13 protein-coding genes are annotated in these 19,151 nt (G+C 72.1%); 8 read left to right on the forward strand and 5 right to left on the reverse strand.

What is annotated here, in order from left to right; genetic code table 11:
• Positions 1–2: 2 nt before the first annotated feature.
• Together ABZ876_RS21400 and ABZ876_RS21405 are read right to left on the reverse strand one after the other, a co-directional pair.
• A complete protein-coding gene (locus tag ABZ876_RS21400; protein WP_361783305.1) occupies positions 3–791 on the reverse strand; it encodes a phosphatase in 789 nt (262 codons plus the stop codon).
• A gap of 86 nt (positions 792–877) precedes the next feature.
• Positions 878–2,503, reverse strand: a complete 1,626-nt coding sequence (locus ABZ876_RS21405; RefSeq protein WP_361783308.1) for a helix-turn-helix domain-containing protein — start codon at positions 2,501–2,503, stop codon at positions 878–880.
• Between the two features lie 206 nt (positions 2,504–2,709).
• On the opposite strand from ABZ876_RS21405, the gene ABZ876_RS21410 reads away from it, so the two are divergent.
• The 8 genes from ABZ876_RS21410 (at position 2,710) to ABZ876_RS21445 (ending at position 15,240) form a co-directional block, all read left to right on the forward strand.
• Complete coding sequence (locus ABZ876_RS21410) at positions 2,710–4,170, forward strand: sodium:solute symporter (RefSeq protein WP_361783311.1); 1,461 nt, start codon at positions 2,710–2,712, stop codon at positions 4,168–4,170.
• A gap of 115 nt (positions 4,171–4,285) precedes the next feature.
• On the forward strand, positions 4,286–5,269 hold the full coding sequence (gene speB, locus ABZ876_RS21415) for an agmatinase (protein ID WP_361783314.1): 984 nt from the start codon (positions 4,286–4,288) through the stop codon (positions 5,267–5,269).
• Between the two features lie 22 nt (positions 5,270–5,291).
• Positions 5,292–6,977, forward strand: coding sequence for a thiamine pyrophosphate-binding protein (locus ABZ876_RS21420; protein ID WP_361783317.1), 1,686 nt, complete (start codon positions 5,292–5,294; stop codon positions 6,975–6,977).
• A 195-nt stretch (positions 6,978–7,172) separates the two neighbouring features.
• Positions 7,173–8,093: a serine hydrolase gene (locus ABZ876_RS21425; RefSeq protein ID WP_361783320.1), complete on the forward strand. Its 921-nt coding sequence runs from the start codon at positions 7,173–7,175 to the stop codon at positions 8,091–8,093.
• A gap of 67 nt (positions 8,094–8,160) precedes the next feature.
• A complete protein-coding gene (locus tag ABZ876_RS21430) occupies positions 8,161–9,198 on the forward strand; it encodes an esterase-like activity of phytase family protein (RefSeq protein WP_361783323.1) in 1,038 nt (345 codons plus the stop codon).
• 258 nt (positions 9,199–9,456) lie between these two features.
• Positions 9,457–13,188 (forward strand): ABC transporter ATP-binding protein, encoded by a 3,732-nt coding sequence (locus tag ABZ876_RS21435; protein WP_361783326.1) that lies wholly within the window; start codon positions 9,457–9,459, stop codon positions 13,186–13,188.
• A 121-nt stretch (positions 13,189–13,309) separates the two neighbouring features.
• Positions 13,310–13,696, forward strand: coding sequence for a hypothetical protein (locus ABZ876_RS21440; RefSeq protein ID WP_361783329.1), 387 nt, complete (start codon positions 13,310–13,312; stop codon positions 13,694–13,696).
• Positions 13,697–13,818: 122 nt separating this feature from the next.
• The gene (locus tag ABZ876_RS21445; RefSeq protein ID WP_361783332.1) at positions 13,819–15,240 is read left to right on the forward strand and encodes a S28 family serine protease; all 1,422 of its coding nucleotides are present in this window, start codon (positions 13,819–13,821) and stop codon (positions 15,238–15,240) included.
• A 23-nt stretch (positions 15,241–15,263) separates the two neighbouring features.
• Here ABZ876_RS21445 and ABZ876_RS21450 read toward each other — a convergent pair whose 3' ends face one another.
• The 3 genes from ABZ876_RS21450 to ABZ876_RS21460 form a co-directional block, all read right to left on the reverse strand.
• Positions 15,264–15,860, reverse strand: a complete 597-nt coding sequence (locus ABZ876_RS21450) for a hypothetical protein (protein WP_361783335.1) — start codon at positions 15,858–15,860, stop codon at positions 15,264–15,266.
• Between the two features lie 115 nt (positions 15,861–15,975).
• Entirely contained in the window at positions 15,976–17,808 is a 1,833-nt protein-coding gene (locus ABZ876_RS21455; RefSeq protein WP_361783338.1) for a glycoside hydrolase family 3 protein, read from the reverse strand.
• A 332-nt stretch (positions 17,809–18,140) separates the two neighbouring features.
• Positions 18,141–19,058, reverse strand: a complete 918-nt coding sequence (locus tag ABZ876_RS21460) for a LysR family transcriptional regulator (protein ID WP_361783341.1) — start codon at positions 19,056–19,058, stop codon at positions 18,141–18,143.
• Between the last annotated feature and the right edge of the window lie 93 nt (positions 19,059–19,151).

Raw genomic sequence — 19,151 nt, forward strand, 5'->3', positions numbered from 1 at the left:
GGTCAGGCCAGCCCCGCCGTGTTGAGCAGATACGCCGTCAGCGGGTCGTAGTGGCGGGGGCTCGTGACGTGGTCGTCGAGGGGGACCGTCACCTGGACGGTGCCCTCGGCCTCCGCCAGGAAGAGGGCCGGGTCGTTGCAGTCGGCGTAGCCGACGGAGTCGAGGCCCAGTTGACCCGCGCAGCCCGTCCAGCCGTGGTCGGCGACGACGAGGTCGGGCAGCGGGCGGCCCTCCGCCTCGAGGCCCTTCAGGATCGCGCGCATCGGCTCGCCGGAGTGCGTGTGCCAGAGCGTGGCACCGTGCTCCAGCACGGCCACGTCGGCGAACTGCATGACATACCCCTCGTCCGTCTGGAGCCCGTCGGGGATCACGACTATCTCGCAGCCGGCGGCGCGCAGCGCGGCGGCGGTGGCCCGGTGGACGTCGAGGAGCCCGCCGGGGTGGCCGGTGGCCAGCAGCACGCGCTGCTCGCCGTCGGCGGCCTTGCGCAGCCGGGCCGCCAGGCGCTCCAGGGCGTCGACGGTCAGTTCCGGGTCGATGGTGTCCTGGCCGTAGCGGTACTCGGGGTCGTCGTTCACCCCGCAGCGCTCCGCCATGACCGCGAGCACGTCCTGCTCGTCGCTCCAGCGGTCCCCCAGTTCCAGGCCGAACCAGAAGCTCCGGTCGCCGTTCGAGAGCTTGCGGTAGTGGGAGAGGTTGTTCTCACGGGGAGTGGCGACGTCGCCCGCGACACGGGTCCGTACGAGGTGGTCGACGAGCTCGGCGCGGCTGGGGGTCCCGGGTATCGGCATGGCACCCATTCTGCCGTCGTGCTCCGCAGGGCCGGCCGTTGTTCCGCAGCGTGGGACGTGCGTCACTCGGCGCCGGGCGCGGCCGCTCAGCGCTGCGCGATCTGCTGCAACGCGAACCACAGTTCCATCCGTACGTCCGGGTCGTCCAGGTCGGCGTCCAGCAGCGCCGTACACCGGGCGATGCGCTGTCGCACGGTGTTGCGGTGGACCGACAGGGCGACCGCCGTGCGGTCCCAGCTGCCGTGCAGGGAGAGCCAGGTACGCAGGGTCTCGACGAGAGCGGGCGTTTGGGCGATCGGCGCGAGCAGGGTGCGGGCGTGCAGCTCGGCCTGCGCGGCCGGGACCAGGTCGGCCAGGCCCGTGCGCTCCCCGTGGCGCACCAGCGGAGCGCGGGTGGCGCGGGCGCGGGCCAGCGCCCGGGCCGCCTGGGTGTCGGCGGCGGCCCAGTCGCCCGGGGGGACGGCGGCGCTCACCCCCAGGGTCCAGCCGGGCAGCGGGGCCGGTTCCCGGTCGGCCGGGACGAGGACCCGTACGGCCCCGTCCCCGAGGTCGACCAGCGGGGATCCGAGCGCGGCGCCCAGCGCGGAGGCGGCCACGGCGTCGTGCGGGCCGGCGTCATCCGGGCGCGGCTCCACGGCCCCGGGGGCCCCGGCGTCCGGGCGGGCGTGCACGACGATCCACCGCCCCTCCCCGAGCAGCGGCGCGACCGACTCGGGTGCGGCTCCCAGCAGCAGCCGTACGAGCGCCGACGAACGGGCCGCGCCCGCGCCGCTCTGGTGCTCGCCGGTCAGCAGGGAGAGCAGGACCGCGGCGACCGAGGCGATGGTGTGGTCCCCGGGATCGCGCTGCGGGGACGCGACACCGAGGACGAAGCCCCGGCCGGGAGCGAGGGCGTAGGCGGCGAGGTGGGTGCCGGCGACGGTGTCGGTGGCCGAGGAGGGGGAGGGGCGGCCCCCCGCGACGGGCCGCACCACCCGCGCCAGCTCCGCCATCGCCTCCCGCGCCAGCTCCGCCATCGCCTCCCGCGCCTCGGTCTCCGGCCCCCGCCCCGCCGCCGCGATCCGCGTGCCGTCCGGGCCGTAGAGCACCGACCAGCCCGCCACCCGCTGGGCCAGCTGACGCAGTACCGAGGGCACCGGGTCCGGCCGGGAGGCCGCCGCGGCCAGGCTCTGCTGGGCCTCCGTGACGCGGCGCAGCTCCGCGAGACGGGCCTGCGCCATCAGCTGCCACACCGCCCGGGCCACACCCGAGAACGTGGTCTGCGGCGGTACCTCGAGCAGCGGCAGCCCGTGGTGCTCGCAGGCCGCCACCAGAGCCCGCGGCACGGTGTCGTGCACCGGGGCCAGGCCGAAACCGAGCGCCGCGCCGCCCGCCGCCACGATCCGGGAGACGTAGTCGTCGAAGTAGGTCCCCAGTCCCGGCTTCTCCCCCGCACTCCCGTCCGGGCCCGCCGCCTCGGGGATGTGCACGCCCGCCGTCAGCAGCAGCTCACCGCCCAGCAGGTACGGATAGGGGTCGGCCATCTCCGACGTGTGCGCCCAGTGGATCACGATGCCGGGATTTGTCGGCCCGGCGATCTGCCGCAGGGCCAGGTCCTCCCGGGCGAGCAGGGCCGTCAGCGGTACCGGGGGCGTGGGCGGTACCGCCGGGGCGGCAGGAGGGCCGGTCGGGGATCCGGTCGGGGGCCCGGTCGGGGGTGGCAGGTCCGGCATGGTGGACGGTTCCTCCATCCCACTCGGTTCGGATGGATGAAACGTACACTTCGCAGTCGCTTTCCGGCCACTTAGTCTCTGTCCAGACCGGCAGCCGCGGGTACGGGCGGATGTCCCCGCGATCCGCTGCCGACGTCCCTGTCCCCAGGAAAACCCCACCCATCTGCACGACACGCCACCGGAATGTGCGCGAAGGAGGGCCCCACATGGCCGTCGACTACACAGTGATCGTCGTCTATCTGGCCGGCATGCTGGCCATGGGCTGGTGGGGTATGCGCCGCGCCAGGTCCAAGAGCGAGTTCCTGGTCGCGGGCCGCCGCCTCGGTCCCGCCATGTACTCCGGCACCATGGCCGCGATCGTCCTCGGCGGCGCGTCCACCATCGGCGGTGTCGGCCTCGGCTACCAGTACGGGCTCTCCGGCGCCTGGATGGTGTTCACCATCGGCCTCGGCCTGCTCGCCCTCTCCGTCTTCTTCTCCGCGCGCATCGCCCGCCTGAAGGTCTACACCGTCTCCGAGATGCTCGATCTCAGGTACGGCGGCCGGGCCGGCGTGATCTCGGGCCTGGTCATGTGGGCCTACACCCTCATGCTCGCGGTCACCTCGACCATCGCCTACGCCACCATCTTCGACGTCCTCTTCGACATGAACCGGACCGTCGCGATCATCCTGGGCGGCTCCATCGTCGTCGCCTACTCCACGCTCGGCGGCATGTGGTCCATCACGCTGACCGACATGGTGCAGTTCGTGGTGAAGACCATCGGCGTACTGCTTCTGCTGCTGCCCATCGCGGTCGTCCGGGCGGGCGGCTTCAGCGAGATGAAGGCCAAGCTGCCGACCACGTACTTCGACCCGCTGGGCATCGGCGGCGAGACGATCTTCACCTACGTCCTGATCTATACGTTCGGCATGCTGATCGGGCAGGACATCTGGCAGCGCGTGTTCACCGCCCGCAGCGACACGACGGCCAAGTGGGGCGGCACGGTCGCCGGCACCTACTGCCTGGTGTACGCGCTCGCCGGTGCCGTCATCGGCACCGCCGCCAAGGTGCTGTTCCCGAAGCTGGGCAGCCCGGACGAGGCGTTCGCGACCATCGTCAAGCAGGAACTCCCCATCGGAGTGCGAGGGTTGGTTCTGGCCGCCGCGCTCGCCGCGGTGATGTCGACCTCTTCCGGCGCCCTTATCGCGTGTGCGACCGTCGCCAACAACGACATATGGTCGCGACTGCGCGGTGCCGTACGCCGGGACGAGGGCGCGCACGACGAGGTCAAGGGCAACCGCGTCTTCATCCTGCTCATGGGCCTCGCCGTGATCGGTACGGCCATCGCGCTGAACAACGTGGTCGAGGCGCTGACCGTCGCGTACAACCTGCTCGTCGGCGGACTGCTGGTCCCGATCCTGGGCGGACTGCTGTGGAAGCGCGGCACCGTGCAGGGCGCGCTCGCCTCGGTCGCCGTCGGCGGTCTCGCCGTCATCGCCCTGATGGCCTCCTACGGCATCCTCGCCAACGAGCCCGTCTACTACGGCCTGCTCGCCTCGCTGGCCGCGTACGTCGTGGTGTCGCTGGTGACGAAGCCGACCGACGAGGCCGTGCTGGCCGCCTGGCGCGAGCGGCTCGCGGGCCGCGGCGCGCCGGCCGTGGAGGAGCCCGCGACGGTGGGCGCCTAGGCCCCGACGCTTCGGTCCGGCCGCCGTGCGGCGGCCGGACCGTGCGGGTCCCGCACCGGGGTCCGCGACACTGGAAGAAACCCGCAACACCGGCATGACCCGGAGGAGTCCGACGATGAGCAGCACCGAGAACCCCGCAGCAGGCGCACCCCGCGGACCCGTCGACTCGTCCCGCATCCCGCGGTACGCGGGCCCCGCGACCTTCGCCCGGCTGCCCCGCCTCGACGAGGTCGGCACCGCGGACGTCGCAGTGGTCGGTGTGCCCTTCGACTCGGGCGTCTCCTACCGCCCAGGCGCTCGCTTCGGCGGCAACGCCATCCGTGAGGCGTCCCGCCTGCTGCGCCCGTACAACCCGGCGCAGGACGCCTCCCCCTTCGCGCTCGCGCAGGTCGCGGACGGCGGCGACATCGCCGTGAACCCGTTCAACATCAACGAGGCCGTGGAGACCATCGAGGCCGCAGCCGACGAACTGCTCGGCACGGGCGCCCGCCTGATGACCCTCGGCGGCGACCACACGATCGCGCTGCCCCTGCTGAGGAGCGTCGCCAAGAAGCACGGCCCGGTCGCCCTGCTCCACTTCGACGCCCACCTCGACACCTGGGACACCTACTTCGGCGCCGAGTACACGCACGGCACCCCGTTCCGCCGCGCCGTCGAGGAGGGCATCCTCGACACCTCCGCGCTCTCCCACGTCGGCACCCGCGGCCCGCTCTACGGCAAGCAGGACCTCACGGACGACGAGAAGATGGGCTTCGGCATCGTCACGTCCGCCGACGTCTACCGGCGCGGCGCGGACGAGGTCGCCGACCAGCTGCGCCAGCGCATCGGCGACCGCCCGCTGTACATCTCCATCGACATCGACTGCCTCGACCCCGCGCACGCCCCCGGCACCGGCACCCCCGAGGCCGGCGGCATGACCTCGCGCGAGCTCCTGGAGATCCTGCGCGGACTGGCTTCGTGCAACCTGGTGTCGGCGGACGTCGTCGAGGTGGCCCCCGCATACGACCACGCGGAGATCACGTCGGTGGCCGCCTCGCACACCGCGTACGAACTGACCACCATCATGAGCCGCCAGATCGCGGCGGCCCGCACCTCCTGATTCCCGAGGAGACCGAGACCAAGTGACGCACGACCACGACCTGGTGCTCCGCCCGACGTCCGTTCAGACGGAGGCCGCGCTCAACCCTCCCCCCGGCCGCAACGGCGGAGACCTGGTCGTGGAGACCCTGGCCGGGCTGGGCGCGACAACCGTCTTCGGTCTGCCCGGCCAGCACGCCCTCGGCATGTTCGACGCCCTGCGCCGCTCGGAGCTTCGCTATGTGGGCCTGCGCGTGGAGAACAACGCGGGCTTCGCGGCGGACGCCTACGGCCGGATCACCGGCGAGGCCGCGCCGCTGCTGCTGTCGACCGGCCCGGGGGCCCTCACCTCCCTGGCCGCGCTCCAGGAGGCGGTGGCGGCCAGCGCCCCCGTCCTGGCCATCAGCAGCCAGATCCCGACCGCCGGTCTGGGCGGCGGCCGCCACGGTTATCTGCACGAACTCCCCGACCAGGCGGCCTCGTTCCGGGGCGTGGTGAAGTCGGTCCACACGGTCCGCACGCAGTCGCAGATCCCGTCGGCGATCGCGGCGGCGTGGAAGTCGGCGCTGACCGCTCCGCACGGGCCGGTGTGGGTGGAGATCCCCCAGGACGTGCTGCTGGCGGAGACGAGCCTGCCCGTGGTGACGGCGGTGGACGCGACGCCGGAGGACCTGGCCCCGCGCCCCGAACTGACCGCCGTCGCCGCCGACCTGCTGTCGAAGGCGTCCCGCCCGGCGATCATCGCGGGCGGGGGAGTGGTCCGGGCGGACGCGACGGGCAAGCTCCTCCAGCTCGCCGAGAAACTCAACGCCCCCGTCGTCACCACCTTCGGCGGCAAGGGCGCCTTCCCGTGGGAGCACCCCCTCTCCCTCCAGTCCTGGCTGGAGGACCGCCACACCACGGACTTCCTCGAGGACGCGGACGTGCTGCTGGTGGTCGGCTCGGGCCTCGGTGAGCTGTCGTCGAACTACCACACGTTCAAGCCCCGCGGCCGGGTCGTCCAGATCGAGGCGGATCTGGGCAAGCTGGAGTCCAACCACCCCGCCCTGGGCATCCACGCGGACGCGCGCCTGGCGTTGCAGGCGCTGGTGGAGACGGTGTCCGTACGGGAGGACGGCACGGCCGCGGAGCGCGTACGGGCGCTGCTCGCGCGGGTCGCCGACCGGATCGCGTCCCAGGAACTGACCCTGGAGCAGCACCTGCTGGCGTCGGTGCGGCGCGCCCTGCCCGCCGACTCGCCGTCCTTCTGGGACATGACGATCCTGGCGTACTGGGCGTGGTCGGCGTTCGACCCCCGGGGGACGAACACGATGCACTCGGCTCAGGGAGCGGGCGGCCTCGGCTACGGCTTCCCGGCCGCGCTCGGCGCCGCCGCGGCCGACCCCACGCGCCCTGTCCTGGCGGTCTCGGGCGACGGCGGCGCGCTGTACTCGATCGCCGAGCTGGCGACGGCACGGCAGTACGGCCTGCACGTGACCTGGCTGATCGTCGACGACGGCGGCTACGGCATCCTGCGCGAGTACATGACGGACGCCTTCGGCCAGGCCACGGCGACGGAACTGGCCCGCCCGGACTACGTGGCCCTGGCGGAGTCGTTCGGTGTCCCCGGTGTCCGCACGACGCCCGAGACCCTTCAGGAGGACCTGGCGAAGGCCCTCGCCGAGCCGGGTCCTTCGGTGGTCGTCCTCCCGGCGGTGCTGCGCATGTTCGCTCCGACGCATCTGCACTGACGCGCGCCCACCGGGACCTGGTCACCGGGACCACGGGACCAGAGGAAGAACGTGCAACGGCCTCCGACCGGGCGGCTGCCGGGGGCCGTGCAACCTTTGACCCACTCCTGTGAGTCATGAGGGTCAGGACGTGCCTGGGGCACGTAAGCAAATCCATGCAACGGATGACGAATCCACGCAAGGGATGGGACTTCCATGACTCACCGGATGTCCCGGCGTGCCCGTGTGCTCTCTGCGAGCCTCGGCGCCGGGATGCTCATACCGTTCGCGGCGGCCGCCGCGCCCGCCGCGGCGACGACGCCGACGGTCAGCTGCACGTCGGGCAAGACGGGCCTCGCGGCCAAGCTCCAGAAGGACATCACCGCGGCCCTCGCGGGCCGCAGGGGCACCGTCGCGGTCGGCCTCTACGACCGTTCCACGAACACCACCTGCTCGCTGCGCGCCACCAGCGCCTACGACTCGGCCAGTGTCGTCAAGGTCACCGTGCTGGGCACGCTGCTGTGGGACGCCAGGAAGCACGACCGCTATCTGACCGACCGCGAGAACACCCTCGCCACGGCGATGATCACCAAGTCGGACAACAGCGCCACCAGTTCGCTGTGGAGACAGCTGGGCCTGACGAAGATCAAGGGCTTCCTCGCGGCCGCCGGCATGACCCAGACCAAGCCGGGCGCGGACGGCTACTGGGGCCTGACCCAGATCACCGTGCAGGACGAGCAGAAGCTGCTCAAGCTCATCACCGCCAAGAACTCCGTGCTGAGCGACAACTCCCGCGCCTATATCCTGAAGCTGATGGGGAAGGTCGTCTCCTCCCAGCGCTGGGGCACCCCGGCGGGCGCGCCTTCGGGTGTTTCCGTGCACGTCAAGAACGGCTGGCTGCAGCGCGCCACGCACGGCTGGCGCGTGCACAGCGTCGGCACGTTCAACGGGAACGGGCACGACTACATGATCACCGTGCTGACGCAGGACAACAGCACCATGGACTACGGCGTCGCCACCATCCAGAACGTCGCCAAGGCCATCCACAAGGACCTGGTGCCGACGCCGCCCACCACGAGCGGGTACGTGCCCACGAGCGCGCCCAAGGAGGCGTTCCCGGCGGTGCCCGGCGACTGACCAGCCGGCCACGGTGGTTCACGGGGAGTCAACCCCCGGGCCACCCGGCTCGGCCTACGGTGACGGCATGCGCCTGAGAATCCTTCTCGCCACCGTCACCGCCACCCTGGCGGCGGCCGCGCCGGCCGCCGCGGGCTCGGCCGCCGGTACCGGCACCGCCACCCACGCCTGTTCCTCCGCCGTCGACCTCCAGGGCTTCTCCGACGCCCTGGACAAGACGACGTACGACAACACGTTCGTCGGCAACCTCTCCGCGCTCTCCGTCGACCGGGACAAAGGGATGGCCGCACTGTCCGACCGCTCGTCGCTGTTCACCCTGGACCCCAGGACCCTCGAGCCCACGAGCGTGGTGAACCTCGCCGACGAGAAGGGCGCCGCGCTCGACTCCGAGGGACTGGTCGTCGACCGCGACGGCACCCTGCTCGTCTCCTCCGAGACCGAACCGTCGGTGCGCCGCTACTCCCGCGACGGGAGGATCCTGGACCGCCTTCCGGTGCCGGACGCGCTGGGGGTCGCCCCGGCCGGCCGCGCCACCACCAACCAGACCTTCGAGGGCCTGACCCTGCTGCCCGGCGGGCGCACGCTGCTGGCCGGCATGGAGGGCTCGCTGAGCGGCGACGCCCCGGGCGTCGTCCGCTTCCAGACCTGGACGCGCCAGGGGAAGCACTTCAGGCTCGCGGCCCAGTACGGCTACCTCAAGGACCCCGGGCTCGGCGTCGCCGAGACCACGGCCACGTCCGACGGCCGTCTGCTGGTCCTGGAGCGCGGATTCACCGCCGGGTACGGCAACACGATCCGCCTCTACCTGGCGGACCTGCGGCACGCCACCGACACCCGCGGCATCGACACGCTGACCGGCCAGGACGGCGTGCGCCTCGCCCGCAAGACTCTGCTCGCGGACCTGGTGAACTGCCCCGCGCTCGGCGCGCGGGCCAAGCAGCCCCAGCCGAACCCGCTGCTCGACAACATCGAGGGCATGACGGTCACGGGCGCCTCGCACGGCCGGCTGAATCTGCTCCTGGCCAGCGACGACAACCAGAGCGCCGCCCAGATATCCCGCCTGTACTCCCTGCGCGTACGCCTCCCGCACCCCGCCACCCGCTGACGGACCGCACAACACGGAACGGCCGGGCGCCACGCCCGGCCGGACACCGGTCAGCGGTGTGGTTCCCGGCGCGGCGATCTGCTCCCGCTCGGCCGGTCATCGCCTTCACCGCGGAAACGCCACTCACCTTCCGACGGCGTAGGTCCGGGGTCGCAGACGCCCTCGGACCTTCGGCCGGGAATTGTTGCGGAGGGATGAAATCCGCCCTGGTCCGCGTTGGTGGCTTGCGGATGGACAGGGCGATGGGAAGGGGCCGGTGTGGTGGCGCACGAGGGGGACATACGCGGCTGGGCGCGCAGGCTCGCGGGGTATGCATGGCGCTATCCGAAGGACGTGGTCCTCGCGCTCGGGTCCTCCCTGGGCGGTATGGCCGTCATGGCGGTCGTCCCGCTGATCACCAAGGTGATCATCGACGATGTCGTGGGGAACCACAGCCGGTCCATGGGCCCCTGGGCCGCCGCCCTCGTCGGCTCCGCCGTCCTCGTCTACGTCTTCACCTACATCCGCCGCTACTACGGCGGCCGGCTCGCCCTCGACGTCCAGCACGACCTGCGCACGGACATGTACGGGACGATCACGCGGCTGGACGGGCGGCGCCAGGACGAGCTGTCCACCGGACAGGTCGTCGGCCGCGCCACCAGCGACCTCCAGCTGATCCAGGGCCTGCTCTTCATGCTCCCGATGACCATCGGGAACGTACTGCTCTTCCTGATCTCTCTGGTGATCATGGCCTGGCTGTCGCTGCCGCTGACCCTGGTGGCGCTGGCCGTCGCGCCCGCCCTGTGGTTCATCGCCAAGCGCAGCCGCACCCGCCTGCACCCGGCCACGTGGTACGCCCAGGCCCAGGCCGCCGCCGTGGCGGGCGTGGTCGACGGCGCCGTCAGCGGCGTCCGCGTGGTCAAGGGCTTCGGGCAGGAGGACCAGGAGACCGGGAAGCTGAAGGAGGTCGGGCGCCGCCTCTTCGCGGCCCGGCTGCGGACCATCCGGCTCAATGCCCGGTACACCCCCGCCCTTCAGGCCGTACCCGCCCTCGGCCAGGTCGCCATGCTCGCGCTCGGCGGCTGGCTGGCGGTGCGCGGGCACATCACGCTCGGCACCTTCGTCGCCTTCTCGTCCTACCTCGCCCAGCTCGTCGGCCCGGTGCGGATGCTCGCCGTGGTGCTCACCGTCGGCCAGCAGGCCCGCGCCGGCGCCGAACGCGTCCTGGAGCTGATCGACACCGAGCCCTCGCTGACGGACGGCACCAGGGAACTGCCCGCCGACGCCCCCGCGACCGTCGAGTTCGACGGCGTCTCCTTCGCCTACCAGGACGGCCGGCCGGTCCTCGACGGCCTCTCCTTCGAGATACGCCCCGGCGAGACCCTCGCCGTCGTCGGCTCCTCCGGCTCCGGCAAGTCGACGGTCTCGCTGCTGCTGCCACGCTTCTACGACGTCACGCACGGAGCCGTCCTCGTCGGCGGCCACGATGTCCGAGAGCTGTCCCTCACCTCCCTGCGCGCCGCGATCGGGCTGGTCCCCGAGGACTCCTTCCTCTTCTCGGACACGGTCCGCAACAACATCGCCTACGGCCGCCCCGACGCCACCGACGAGCAGATCGAGCGGGCCGCCCGCGCGGCGCAGGCCGACCGCTTCATCGCCGCGCTGCCCGACGGGTACGCGACCAAGGTCGGCGAACACGGCCTCACCCTCTCCGGCGGGCAGCGCCAGCGCATCGCCCTTGCCCGGGCGATCCTCACCGACCCCCGGCTGCTGGTCCTCGACGACGCGACCTCGGCCGTGGACGCCCGCGTCGAGCACGAGATCCACGAGGCGCTGAAGCAGGTCATGGAGGGCCGCACGACGCTGCTGATCGCCCACCGGCGCTCCACCCTCAACCTCGCCGACCGCATCGCCGTCCTGGACGCCGGCCGGCTCGCCGACATCGGCACCCACGCGGAACTCCAGGAGCGGTCCGCCCTCTACCGGCGGCTGCTCACCGACCCCGACGAACTGGGCGGCGTCTCCCCGGGCCACTCCCTGCCCGAGCCCCCGCAGGAGGACACGACGGTCCGGGAGGAGCTGGACGCAGAGTTCGACGCGGAGCGGGGCGTCACCCCGCATCTGTGGACCGGCGACCGCGAGCCCAAGGACCACGCGCTGACCGGGACCCCGGCGACCCCCCAGCTCCTCGCCCAGGTCGAGCAGCTGCCCCCGGCCGACGACACCCCGGACGTCGACGAGACACGCGCGGTCCGGCCGGAGAAGTCGTACGGCCTCACCCGGCTGCTCCGCGGCTTCGGCCTGCCCCTCCTCGTCAGCCTCGTCCTCGTGGCCGTCGACGCGGGCATGGGCCTGCTGCTGCCGGTCCTGATCCGGCACGGTATCGACCAGGGGGTGTCCCGGATGGCCCTCGGCGCGGTCTGGGCCGCGTCCCTGCTGGCCCTGCTCGCCGTGCTCGTCCAGTGGACGGCGCAGGTCGCCGAGACCCGGATGACCGGGCGTACCGGCGAGCGCGTCCTCTACTCCCTCCGGCTGAAGATCTTCGCGCAGCTCCAGCGGCTCGGTCTCGACTACTACGAGCGGGAGCTGACCGGCCGGATCATGACCCGGATGACGACCGACGTCGACGCGCTGTCGACGTTTCTCCAGACGGGGCTCGTCACCGCCTTCGTCTCCGTGGTCACTTTCTTCGGCATCATGGTCGCGCTGCTGGTGATCGACGTGCGGCTCGCGATCGTGGTGTTCGCCACCCTGCCGCTGCTGGTGGTGGCGACCGTCTTCTTCCGCCGGGCCAGCGTGAAGGCCTACGAACTCGCCCGCGAGCGGGTCTCGGCGGTCAACGCGGATCTCCAGGAGTCGGTGTCCGGGCTGCGGATCCTCCAGGCGTTCCGGCGCGAGCAGGACGGCGGACGGCGGTTCACCGAGGCCAGCGACAGCTACCGGCGGGCCCGTATCCGCGGTCAGTGGCTGATATCGGTGTACTTCCCCTTCGTGCAGCTGCTGTCGTCGGTGGCCACCGCGGCCGTGCTGATCGAGGGTGCGCACCGGGTGGACGCCGGGACGCTGACGACGGGCGCCCTGGTGGCGTACCTGCTGTACATCGATCTGTTCTTCGCCCCGGTGCAGCAGCTCTCCCAGGTCTTCGACGGCTATCAGCAGGCCACGGTGTCGCTCGGCCGTATGCAGGAGCTGCTCCAGGAGCCGACGTCGACGAAGGCCGCGGACCACCCGCTGGAGGTGGTGTCCCTGAGCGGCGACGTCACCTTCGAGGGCGTCGGCTTCGCGTACGGCGACGACGAGGAGGCCCTCGGCGGCATCGACCTGACGATCCCCGCCGGGCAGACCGTCGCGTTCGTCGGCGAGACCGGAGCGGGCAAGTCGACCCTGGTGAAGCTCGTCGCCCGGTTCTACGACCCCACACGCGGCCGGGTGCTGATCGACGGCACCGATCTGCGCTCCCTGGAGCTGACCTCGTACCGGCACCGGCTCGGCGTCGTCCCGCAGGAGGCGTACCTGTTCGCCGGAACCGTCCGGGACGCGATCGCCTACGGACGTCCGGACGCGACCGATGCCGAGGTGGAGGCCGCGGCCCGGGCGGTCGGTGCGCATGACATGGTCGCCCGGCTCACGGGCGGCTATCTGCACCAGGTCGCCGAGCGCGGCCGCAACCTCTCCGCCGGGCAGCGGCAGTTGATCGCCCTGGCCCGCGCGGAACTGGTCGACCCCGACATCCTGCTCCTCGACGAGGCCACGGCCGCGCTGGACCTGGCCACCGAGGCCCAGGTCAACCAGGCGACCGACCGCCTCACCGGCCGCCGCACGACGCTCGTGGTCGCCCACCGGCTGACGACGGCGGCCCGTGCCGACCGTGTGGTGGTCATGGACCACGGCCGGGTCGTGGAGGACGGCACGCACGAGGAGCTGCTGCGCCGCGGCGGCCGCTACGCGCGGCTGTGGCGGACGTTCGTCGGGGTGCCGGAGCCCGAGGAGCGGGTCGGGTCCACGGCCTGACCTGCCGCCCGGCCGGGTCCGCCGGTCCGCCCGGGGGAGTGCGCAGCCGTGCGACGCAACCATCGGACATACGTCCTGCGTCCGTACACCAGTACGTTGATGGTCGCGGGAGGGACGAGAAGTGGACAGTGGTGCGATACGCCGGCGCCTGGCGCTCGGCCTGGCCGTGCTGACGGGGGCCGGTCTGCTCGCCGTGGCGAGCCCGGGGCACGCGGAGGCGGACGACTTCTGTTCCGGACGGAAGGTACGCACGCTCTCGTTCTCGGCCGGCTCGGTGCGGGTCTACAAGCGCGACGGCTTCGTGTGCGCGGTGACCGTGGCGAAGAGCGCCTCCGGCCGGAAGTCGATGTCGGTCAGTGTGCAGGCGCGCGGCAGCCGCCCCGTGGCCGACAGGGGGCAGTACACGCGTCTGGCCGGACCGGTGGTCGTGCACGTCGGCCACCGCTGTGTGTGGATCCGCGGATCGGTGGGCTCGTCCTCGGCCAGCTCCGGCTGGATCATGTGCTGACAGCCGCCCCGCAGCAGGGGGACCTTCTTCGGCCAATTCACAGGTTTCCCCAACCTCCCCTGGTGCAACCGGAGTTGCTCCGCTAGGTTCCGGCGGACATCCGCGTACACAGGGGAGGGTGCATGCGCAAGGCGCTCAGATGGCTGCTGGCGCTCGTGGTGCTCATCGGCACGCTGAGCACGGCCGGGGCGGCCAGCGCCGCCGCGGCGGACACGGACATCAAGGACCGGCTGCTCGCCATACCCGGCATGAGCCTGATCGAGGAGAAGCCGTACCCCGGCTACCGCTTCTTCGTCCTGAACTACACCCAGCCGATCGACCACCGGCACCCGTCCAAGGGCACCTTCCAGCAGCGGATCACCGTGCTGCACAAGGACGTCTCACGGCCGACGGTCTTCTACACCAGCGGCTACAACGTCTCCACCACCCCGGGCCGCCGCGAACCGACGCAGATCGTGGACGGCAACCAGGTCTCCATGGAGTACCGCTTCTTCACCCCCTCCCGCCCCGCCCCGGCCGACTGGTCGAAGCTCGACATCTGGCAGGCGGCGAGCGACCAGCACCGCATCCACGAGGCACTCAAGCCGGTCTACGGCCAGAGGTGGCTCGCGACGGGCGGCTCCAAGGGCGGTATGACGGCGACGTACTACGAGCGCTTCTACCCGCACGACATGGACGGCGTCGTGGCATACGTGGCCCCCAACGACGTCGTGAACGACGAGGACTCGGCGTACGACCGCTTCTTCGCGTCGGTCGGCACCAAGGAGTGCCGGGACCGGTTGCAGGCGGTGCAGCGTGAGGCGCTGGTGCGCCGGGAGTCGCTGAAGCGGAAGTACGAGCAGTTCGCGGCGACGGGCGGCTACACCTTCACCACGATCGGCGGCCTGGACCGGGCCTACGAGGCGGTCGTCCTGGACTATGTGTGGGGCTTCTGGCAGTACAGCCTGCTGTCGGACTGCACCAAGGTCCCGGCGGACGCGGCGCACGCCACCGACCAGCAGATCTGGGACTCGGTGGACACCATCTCGGGCTTCTCGGCGTACACGGACCAGGGCCTGGAGACGTACACCCCGTACTACTACCAGGCCGGTACGCAGCTCGGGGCGCCCACGATCGACTTCCCGTACATCGAGAAGAAGCTGATCCGCTACGGCTACCAGCCGCCCCGGAACTTCGTGCCCCGCTCGATCCCGATGCGGTTCCAGCCGTGGGCGATGCGGGACGTGGACACCTGGGTGCGCCACCACGCACGGCACATGCTGTTCGTGTACGGCCAGAACGACCCGTGGGGCGCGGAGCGCTTCCGTCTCGGCACGGGCGCGAAGGACTCCTACGTCTTCACGGCTCCCGGCCTGAACCACGGCGCGAACGTGGCCGGTCTGGTCGCCGAGGAGAAGACCCTGTCCACGGCCCGCATCCTGGACTGGGCGGGCGTGGCGTCGGCGACGGTCCGCAACGACCCGTCGGCCGCACGGCCGCTGGCGCGGTACGACGCGCGGCTGGACCGCCGGGACATGGAGCGGGAACCGGCGCTTCGGCCGTGACGCTCCGGCTGTGCCCGGCCGGCTCACACCGTCCGGGCACAGCCCACCGGTCTGTCGCCGCCCAGCTGGACGTACAGCGCGGTCGACGACGGGCACTGCGACCGCCGCGTCACCGCCGAGGTCACCTTGTACTCGGGCGCGTGCCCACCCTTGCCGTCGCAGGCCGTCTCGCGGACCTCGCCCCTGCCGGCGCCGTAGACGCAGTCCCCGACGATCGTGCGGGGTCCGCCCCCGCCGCCGGGGTCGCCCGGATGCGGCGGCTCCAGGTTCCGCATGCACGCGTACCCCCGGGGCACCGTGCCGGACGCGCCGATGTGCAGAACGAGGTCCGTGGTCGCCGGGCACCCCGGAGCGCCGGACGGATCGCCGTCGAACCGGGCGATCACCCGCGCCGCCGCCCGTTCGCTGGTGCACGGCACCTCGGTGAAGCTCGTCGTCCCGAACGAGCTGCACTCGTCGACCGCGAGGAACTCGGCCCCGTACCCGGACGGTCCCGGCGACGCGGATCCCCCGCCCGGCCGGTCCCGTACCGTCCCCGACGAGGTCTGGCACCCGCAGAGCCCGGTCACCGCCAGCGCGGCCGTGAGCAGCGCACCCAGCCACGCTCGTGTCCCTCGCATCGTCCATATCCCCCCGTCCGCCCGCGTCCAGCGTGAACCGCGATCACGGCCCACGCCAGACATCCGGGGTGATATGCGACATTCAGGGGCCGCGTGCCCGGTCCCCGGCGTACTCCTAGTACGACAGCCCGTACCCGAGGGGGTACAGCACCTGCGTCGGATCGTCCGCCCGTTGCACCGGCACCGGCAGCCGCCCGCGTGGTCTCACCCGTCCCGCGATCACCCGGGCCGCCGCGCGCACTTCCACGTCGGTCCAGGAGTAGGAGGCCAGGCAAGCCGCCGCATCGGGGAGCCGGGCCACGTCGTACGGATTCCGGAGGGCGAGCGCGATCACCGGCCTCCCGGTGGCGGCCAGCCGGCTCACCAGGGTCGGCTGGGAACTCGTCGCGCTCACGTTGTACGTGCCCACGATCACCGCGTCCGCGTTCCCCGCCGCCGTCACCGCCTTCTCGATCGCCGCCGGTGTGGGCGCCGTGCCGGTGGACAGCGCGGTCGCCGTGAAGCCCAGTGTGGTCAGGGCGTTGGCCAGGACGGTGGTGGGCGGCCCGTCGGTGCCGGACGGTGACGCCGGGTCCGCACCCACCACCAGGAGCCTGGGGTGTGTACGGCGCGACAGCGGCAGCACGCCCCCCTTGTTCACGAGCAGGGTGGTCGTGCGGTCCGCGATACGGTCCGCCGCGCGCAGATGTCCGGGAGTGCCGACGGTCCGGTCGATCCCGTCCGGGGTGACGTAGGGCCGGTCGAGCAGCCCCAGCTTCGCCTTCAGCCGCAGGATGCGCAGCAGCGACTCGTCGAGCCGGGCCTCGGTCAGCTCCCCGCTGTGTACCGCCGTGCGCACCGCGTTCCAGGCGAGGTCCAGGGACGGCGGGTTGAGCAGCTGGTCGACGCCGGCCTTCAGGGCGAGAACCGGCACCCGGTCGTCGCCGTACTTCTGGCGCACGCCCTCCATACCCAGCGAGTCGGTCACCACCACCCCGTCGTAGCCCAGCTCCTCGCGCAGGATGCCGGTGAGGATCGGGTGCGAGAGGGTCGCCGGGTCACCGGAGTCGTCGAGTGCGGGGACCATGATGTGCGCGGTCATGATCGCATCGATCCCGGCGCGGATCGCCGACCGGAAGGGCACCGCGTCGAGCTTCTCCCACAGTTCGCGGCTGTGGGTGATGACCGGGAAGCCGAAGTGGCTGTCGACGGCCGTGTCGCCGTGGCCGGGGAAGTGCTTGGCGGTGGCCGCGACGCGGGAGTCCTGATAGCCCCTCACCTCCGCCGCGACGAGGCCCGCCACCGCGTCCGGGTCCGCGCCGAAGGACCGTACGCCGATGACCGGGTTGGCCGGGTTGACGTTCACGTCGGCGTCGGGCGCGTAGTCCTGGCGGATGCCGAGGGCGCGCAGCTCGGCGCCGGAGATCCGGCCGAGGGTACGGGCGTCGGCCCGGGAACCTCCGGCTCCGACCGCCATCGCGCCGGGGAGGAGGGTGGCGGGCCTGCCCACGCGGGCGACTATGCCGTGTTCCTGGTCCGTGGCGATGAGCACGGGCAGCCCGCGGGGCTGGGCGAGGGACGCTCGCTGGATCCCGTTCGAGAGATCCGCGATCTGGTGCGGCGTACGGGTGTTGTGCGCCCAGGTGAAGTAGATGATGCCGCCGACGCGGTACTCGGCGATCAGTTCGGCGGCCGTGCGGACACCGATCTCCCGGAGGTTGGCGTCGATGTCGGCCTGGTCGGGGTCGGTGGCCGAGTGTCCGTAGACCCGCATCACGAACAGCTGGCCGACCTTCTCCTCCAGCGTCATGCGGGAGATCAGGGCCTTGAGCCGCTCGTCGTCTTGCCCGGCGGGCCCGGCGGCGCGGGCGGGGTCCGGGGCGAGGGCGAGGGCCGCGGTCAGGCTCGCGGCGGCGAGGACCGTGCGTCTGGAGGGATGTGCGGTGCTTCCCGTGCCGGCGTCGTGCACGTGCGCTCCTTCCGGAGGAGAACGCTTGGGGTGAACGCTTGGGGAGAACGCTGAAGGAAACTTCCGAGAAGCACCAATATCCGGGAAGTTTCTGCCAGTCAAGGGAATGCACAGTAACCGGCGGGGGGCCGCCATCGGCGCGGTAGGAGGGGGCGCGCCGATGGCGGCGTGCTGCCGGCCGCGTGCGGCGGAGAGGGTGGTCAGCGATCGCAGCCAGCAGCGAGGCCGACACCGCAGGCGGAGACTCATCCGGCAGCCTGCGCCTTGGACGAGGGCGGGCCCGGGCGGGTTCCCGGTACGCGGCCCGTTTTCGCGAGTCGATACGAGCGTGGTCAGCGCGGTGTGTGTGCCGCCGCCCCGCTCCAGCGCTCCTGCAGGGTCCGCACGGTCTCCGCGATCGCCGGCCTGCGGGCGGCACCCGTGCGCCACAGCGCGTAGAGCCGTCGTACGGGCATCGGGTCGAGCGCGACCTCGACGACCCCGGCCGGCAGCGGGCCGCGGCCCAGGCGCGGGATCAGCGCGACGCCCAGACCTGCGGCGACCAGAGCGACGAGCGTGGGGTTCTCGTCGGCCTGGTGCACCACCTCGGGCTCATGCCCCGCCGCCCGCAGGGTCCGCAGCAGCCAGTCGTGACAGACCCGGCCCGGCGGCTGGCAGATCCACCGTTCACCGCCCAGCTCCGCACGCCGTACCGCCGTCCGCCCGGCGAACGGATGCCCCTCGGGCACGAGCAGATCGCACAGGTCGTCCCCGATGACCGCCTGCTCCACCCCGGCGGGCGCCGGCAGCGGGGCGATGTCCCAGTCGTGCACGACGGCGAGGTCGACGGCGCCCTTGGCGACCAGGTCCACCGACAGATGCGGGTCGATCTCGGTGAGCCGGGCGTCCAGCGTGTGATGCCGCCGCGCGAGGTCCGCCAGCACGCCCGGCATCAGCCCGCGCGCCGCCGAGGGGAACGCGGCCACGGTCAGCCGTCCGGCAGGCACCCCGCGCCGCTCCTCCAGATCCGTCTCCGCACGCTCCACGATCGCCATCAACTCCTGGGCGGTGGCGGCAAGCTGGCGCGCCTCGTCGGTGAGTCGCACCCCGCGCCCCTCCCGCTCGAGCAGGGTGGTCCTGGTCTCCCGCTCCAGCTTGGCGATCTGCTGCGAGACGGCGGACGGGGTGTACCCGAGCGCGGCGGCCGCGGCGCCGACCGTGCCGTGGACGGAGACGGCGTGCAGGGCGCGCAGCCGCTGGAGATCGAGCACGGACCCTCCCTCGGGCCTGAATGGGATTAGCGAGGCTTCATCCAACCATGCAGCAATCATCGCTGGTGCTTCACGGTCGTGGGACGTGATGCT

Source organism: Streptomyces sp. NPDC046931 (genome assembly GCF_040644655.1).
Classification (GTDB): Bacteria; Actinomycetota; Actinomycetes; order Streptomycetales; family Streptomycetaceae; genus Streptomyces.

Coding starts and splice junctions, on each gene's coding strand:
- speB (WP_361783314.1), top strand. CDS start 4,286: ATGAGCAGCACCGAGAACCCCGCAGCAGGCGCACCCCGCGGACCCGTC.
- ABZ876_RS21445 (WP_361783332.1), top strand. CDS start 13,819: ATGCGCAAGGCGCTCAGATGGCTGCTGGCGCTCGTGGTGCTCATCGGC.
- ABZ876_RS21425 (WP_361783320.1), top strand. CDS start 7,173: ATGACTCACCGGATGTCCCGGCGTGCCCGTGTGCTCTCTGCGAGCCTC.
- ABZ876_RS21405 (WP_361783308.1), bottom strand. CDS start 2,503: ATGCCGGACCTGCCACCCCCGACCGGGCCCCCGACCGGATCCCCGACC.
- ABZ876_RS21450 (WP_361783335.1), bottom strand. CDS start 15,860: ATGCGAGGGACACGAGCGTGGCTGGGTGCGCTGCTCACGGCCGCGCTG.
- ABZ876_RS21410 (WP_361783311.1), top strand. CDS start 2,710: ATGGCCGTCGACTACACAGTGATCGTCGTCTATCTGGCCGGCATGCTG.
- ABZ876_RS21430 (WP_361783323.1), top strand. CDS start 8,161: ATGCGCCTGAGAATCCTTCTCGCCACCGTCACCGCCACCCTGGCGGCG.
- ABZ876_RS21400 (WP_361783305.1), bottom strand. CDS start 791: ATGCCGATACCCGGGACCCCCAGCCGCGCCGAGCTCGTCGACCACCTC.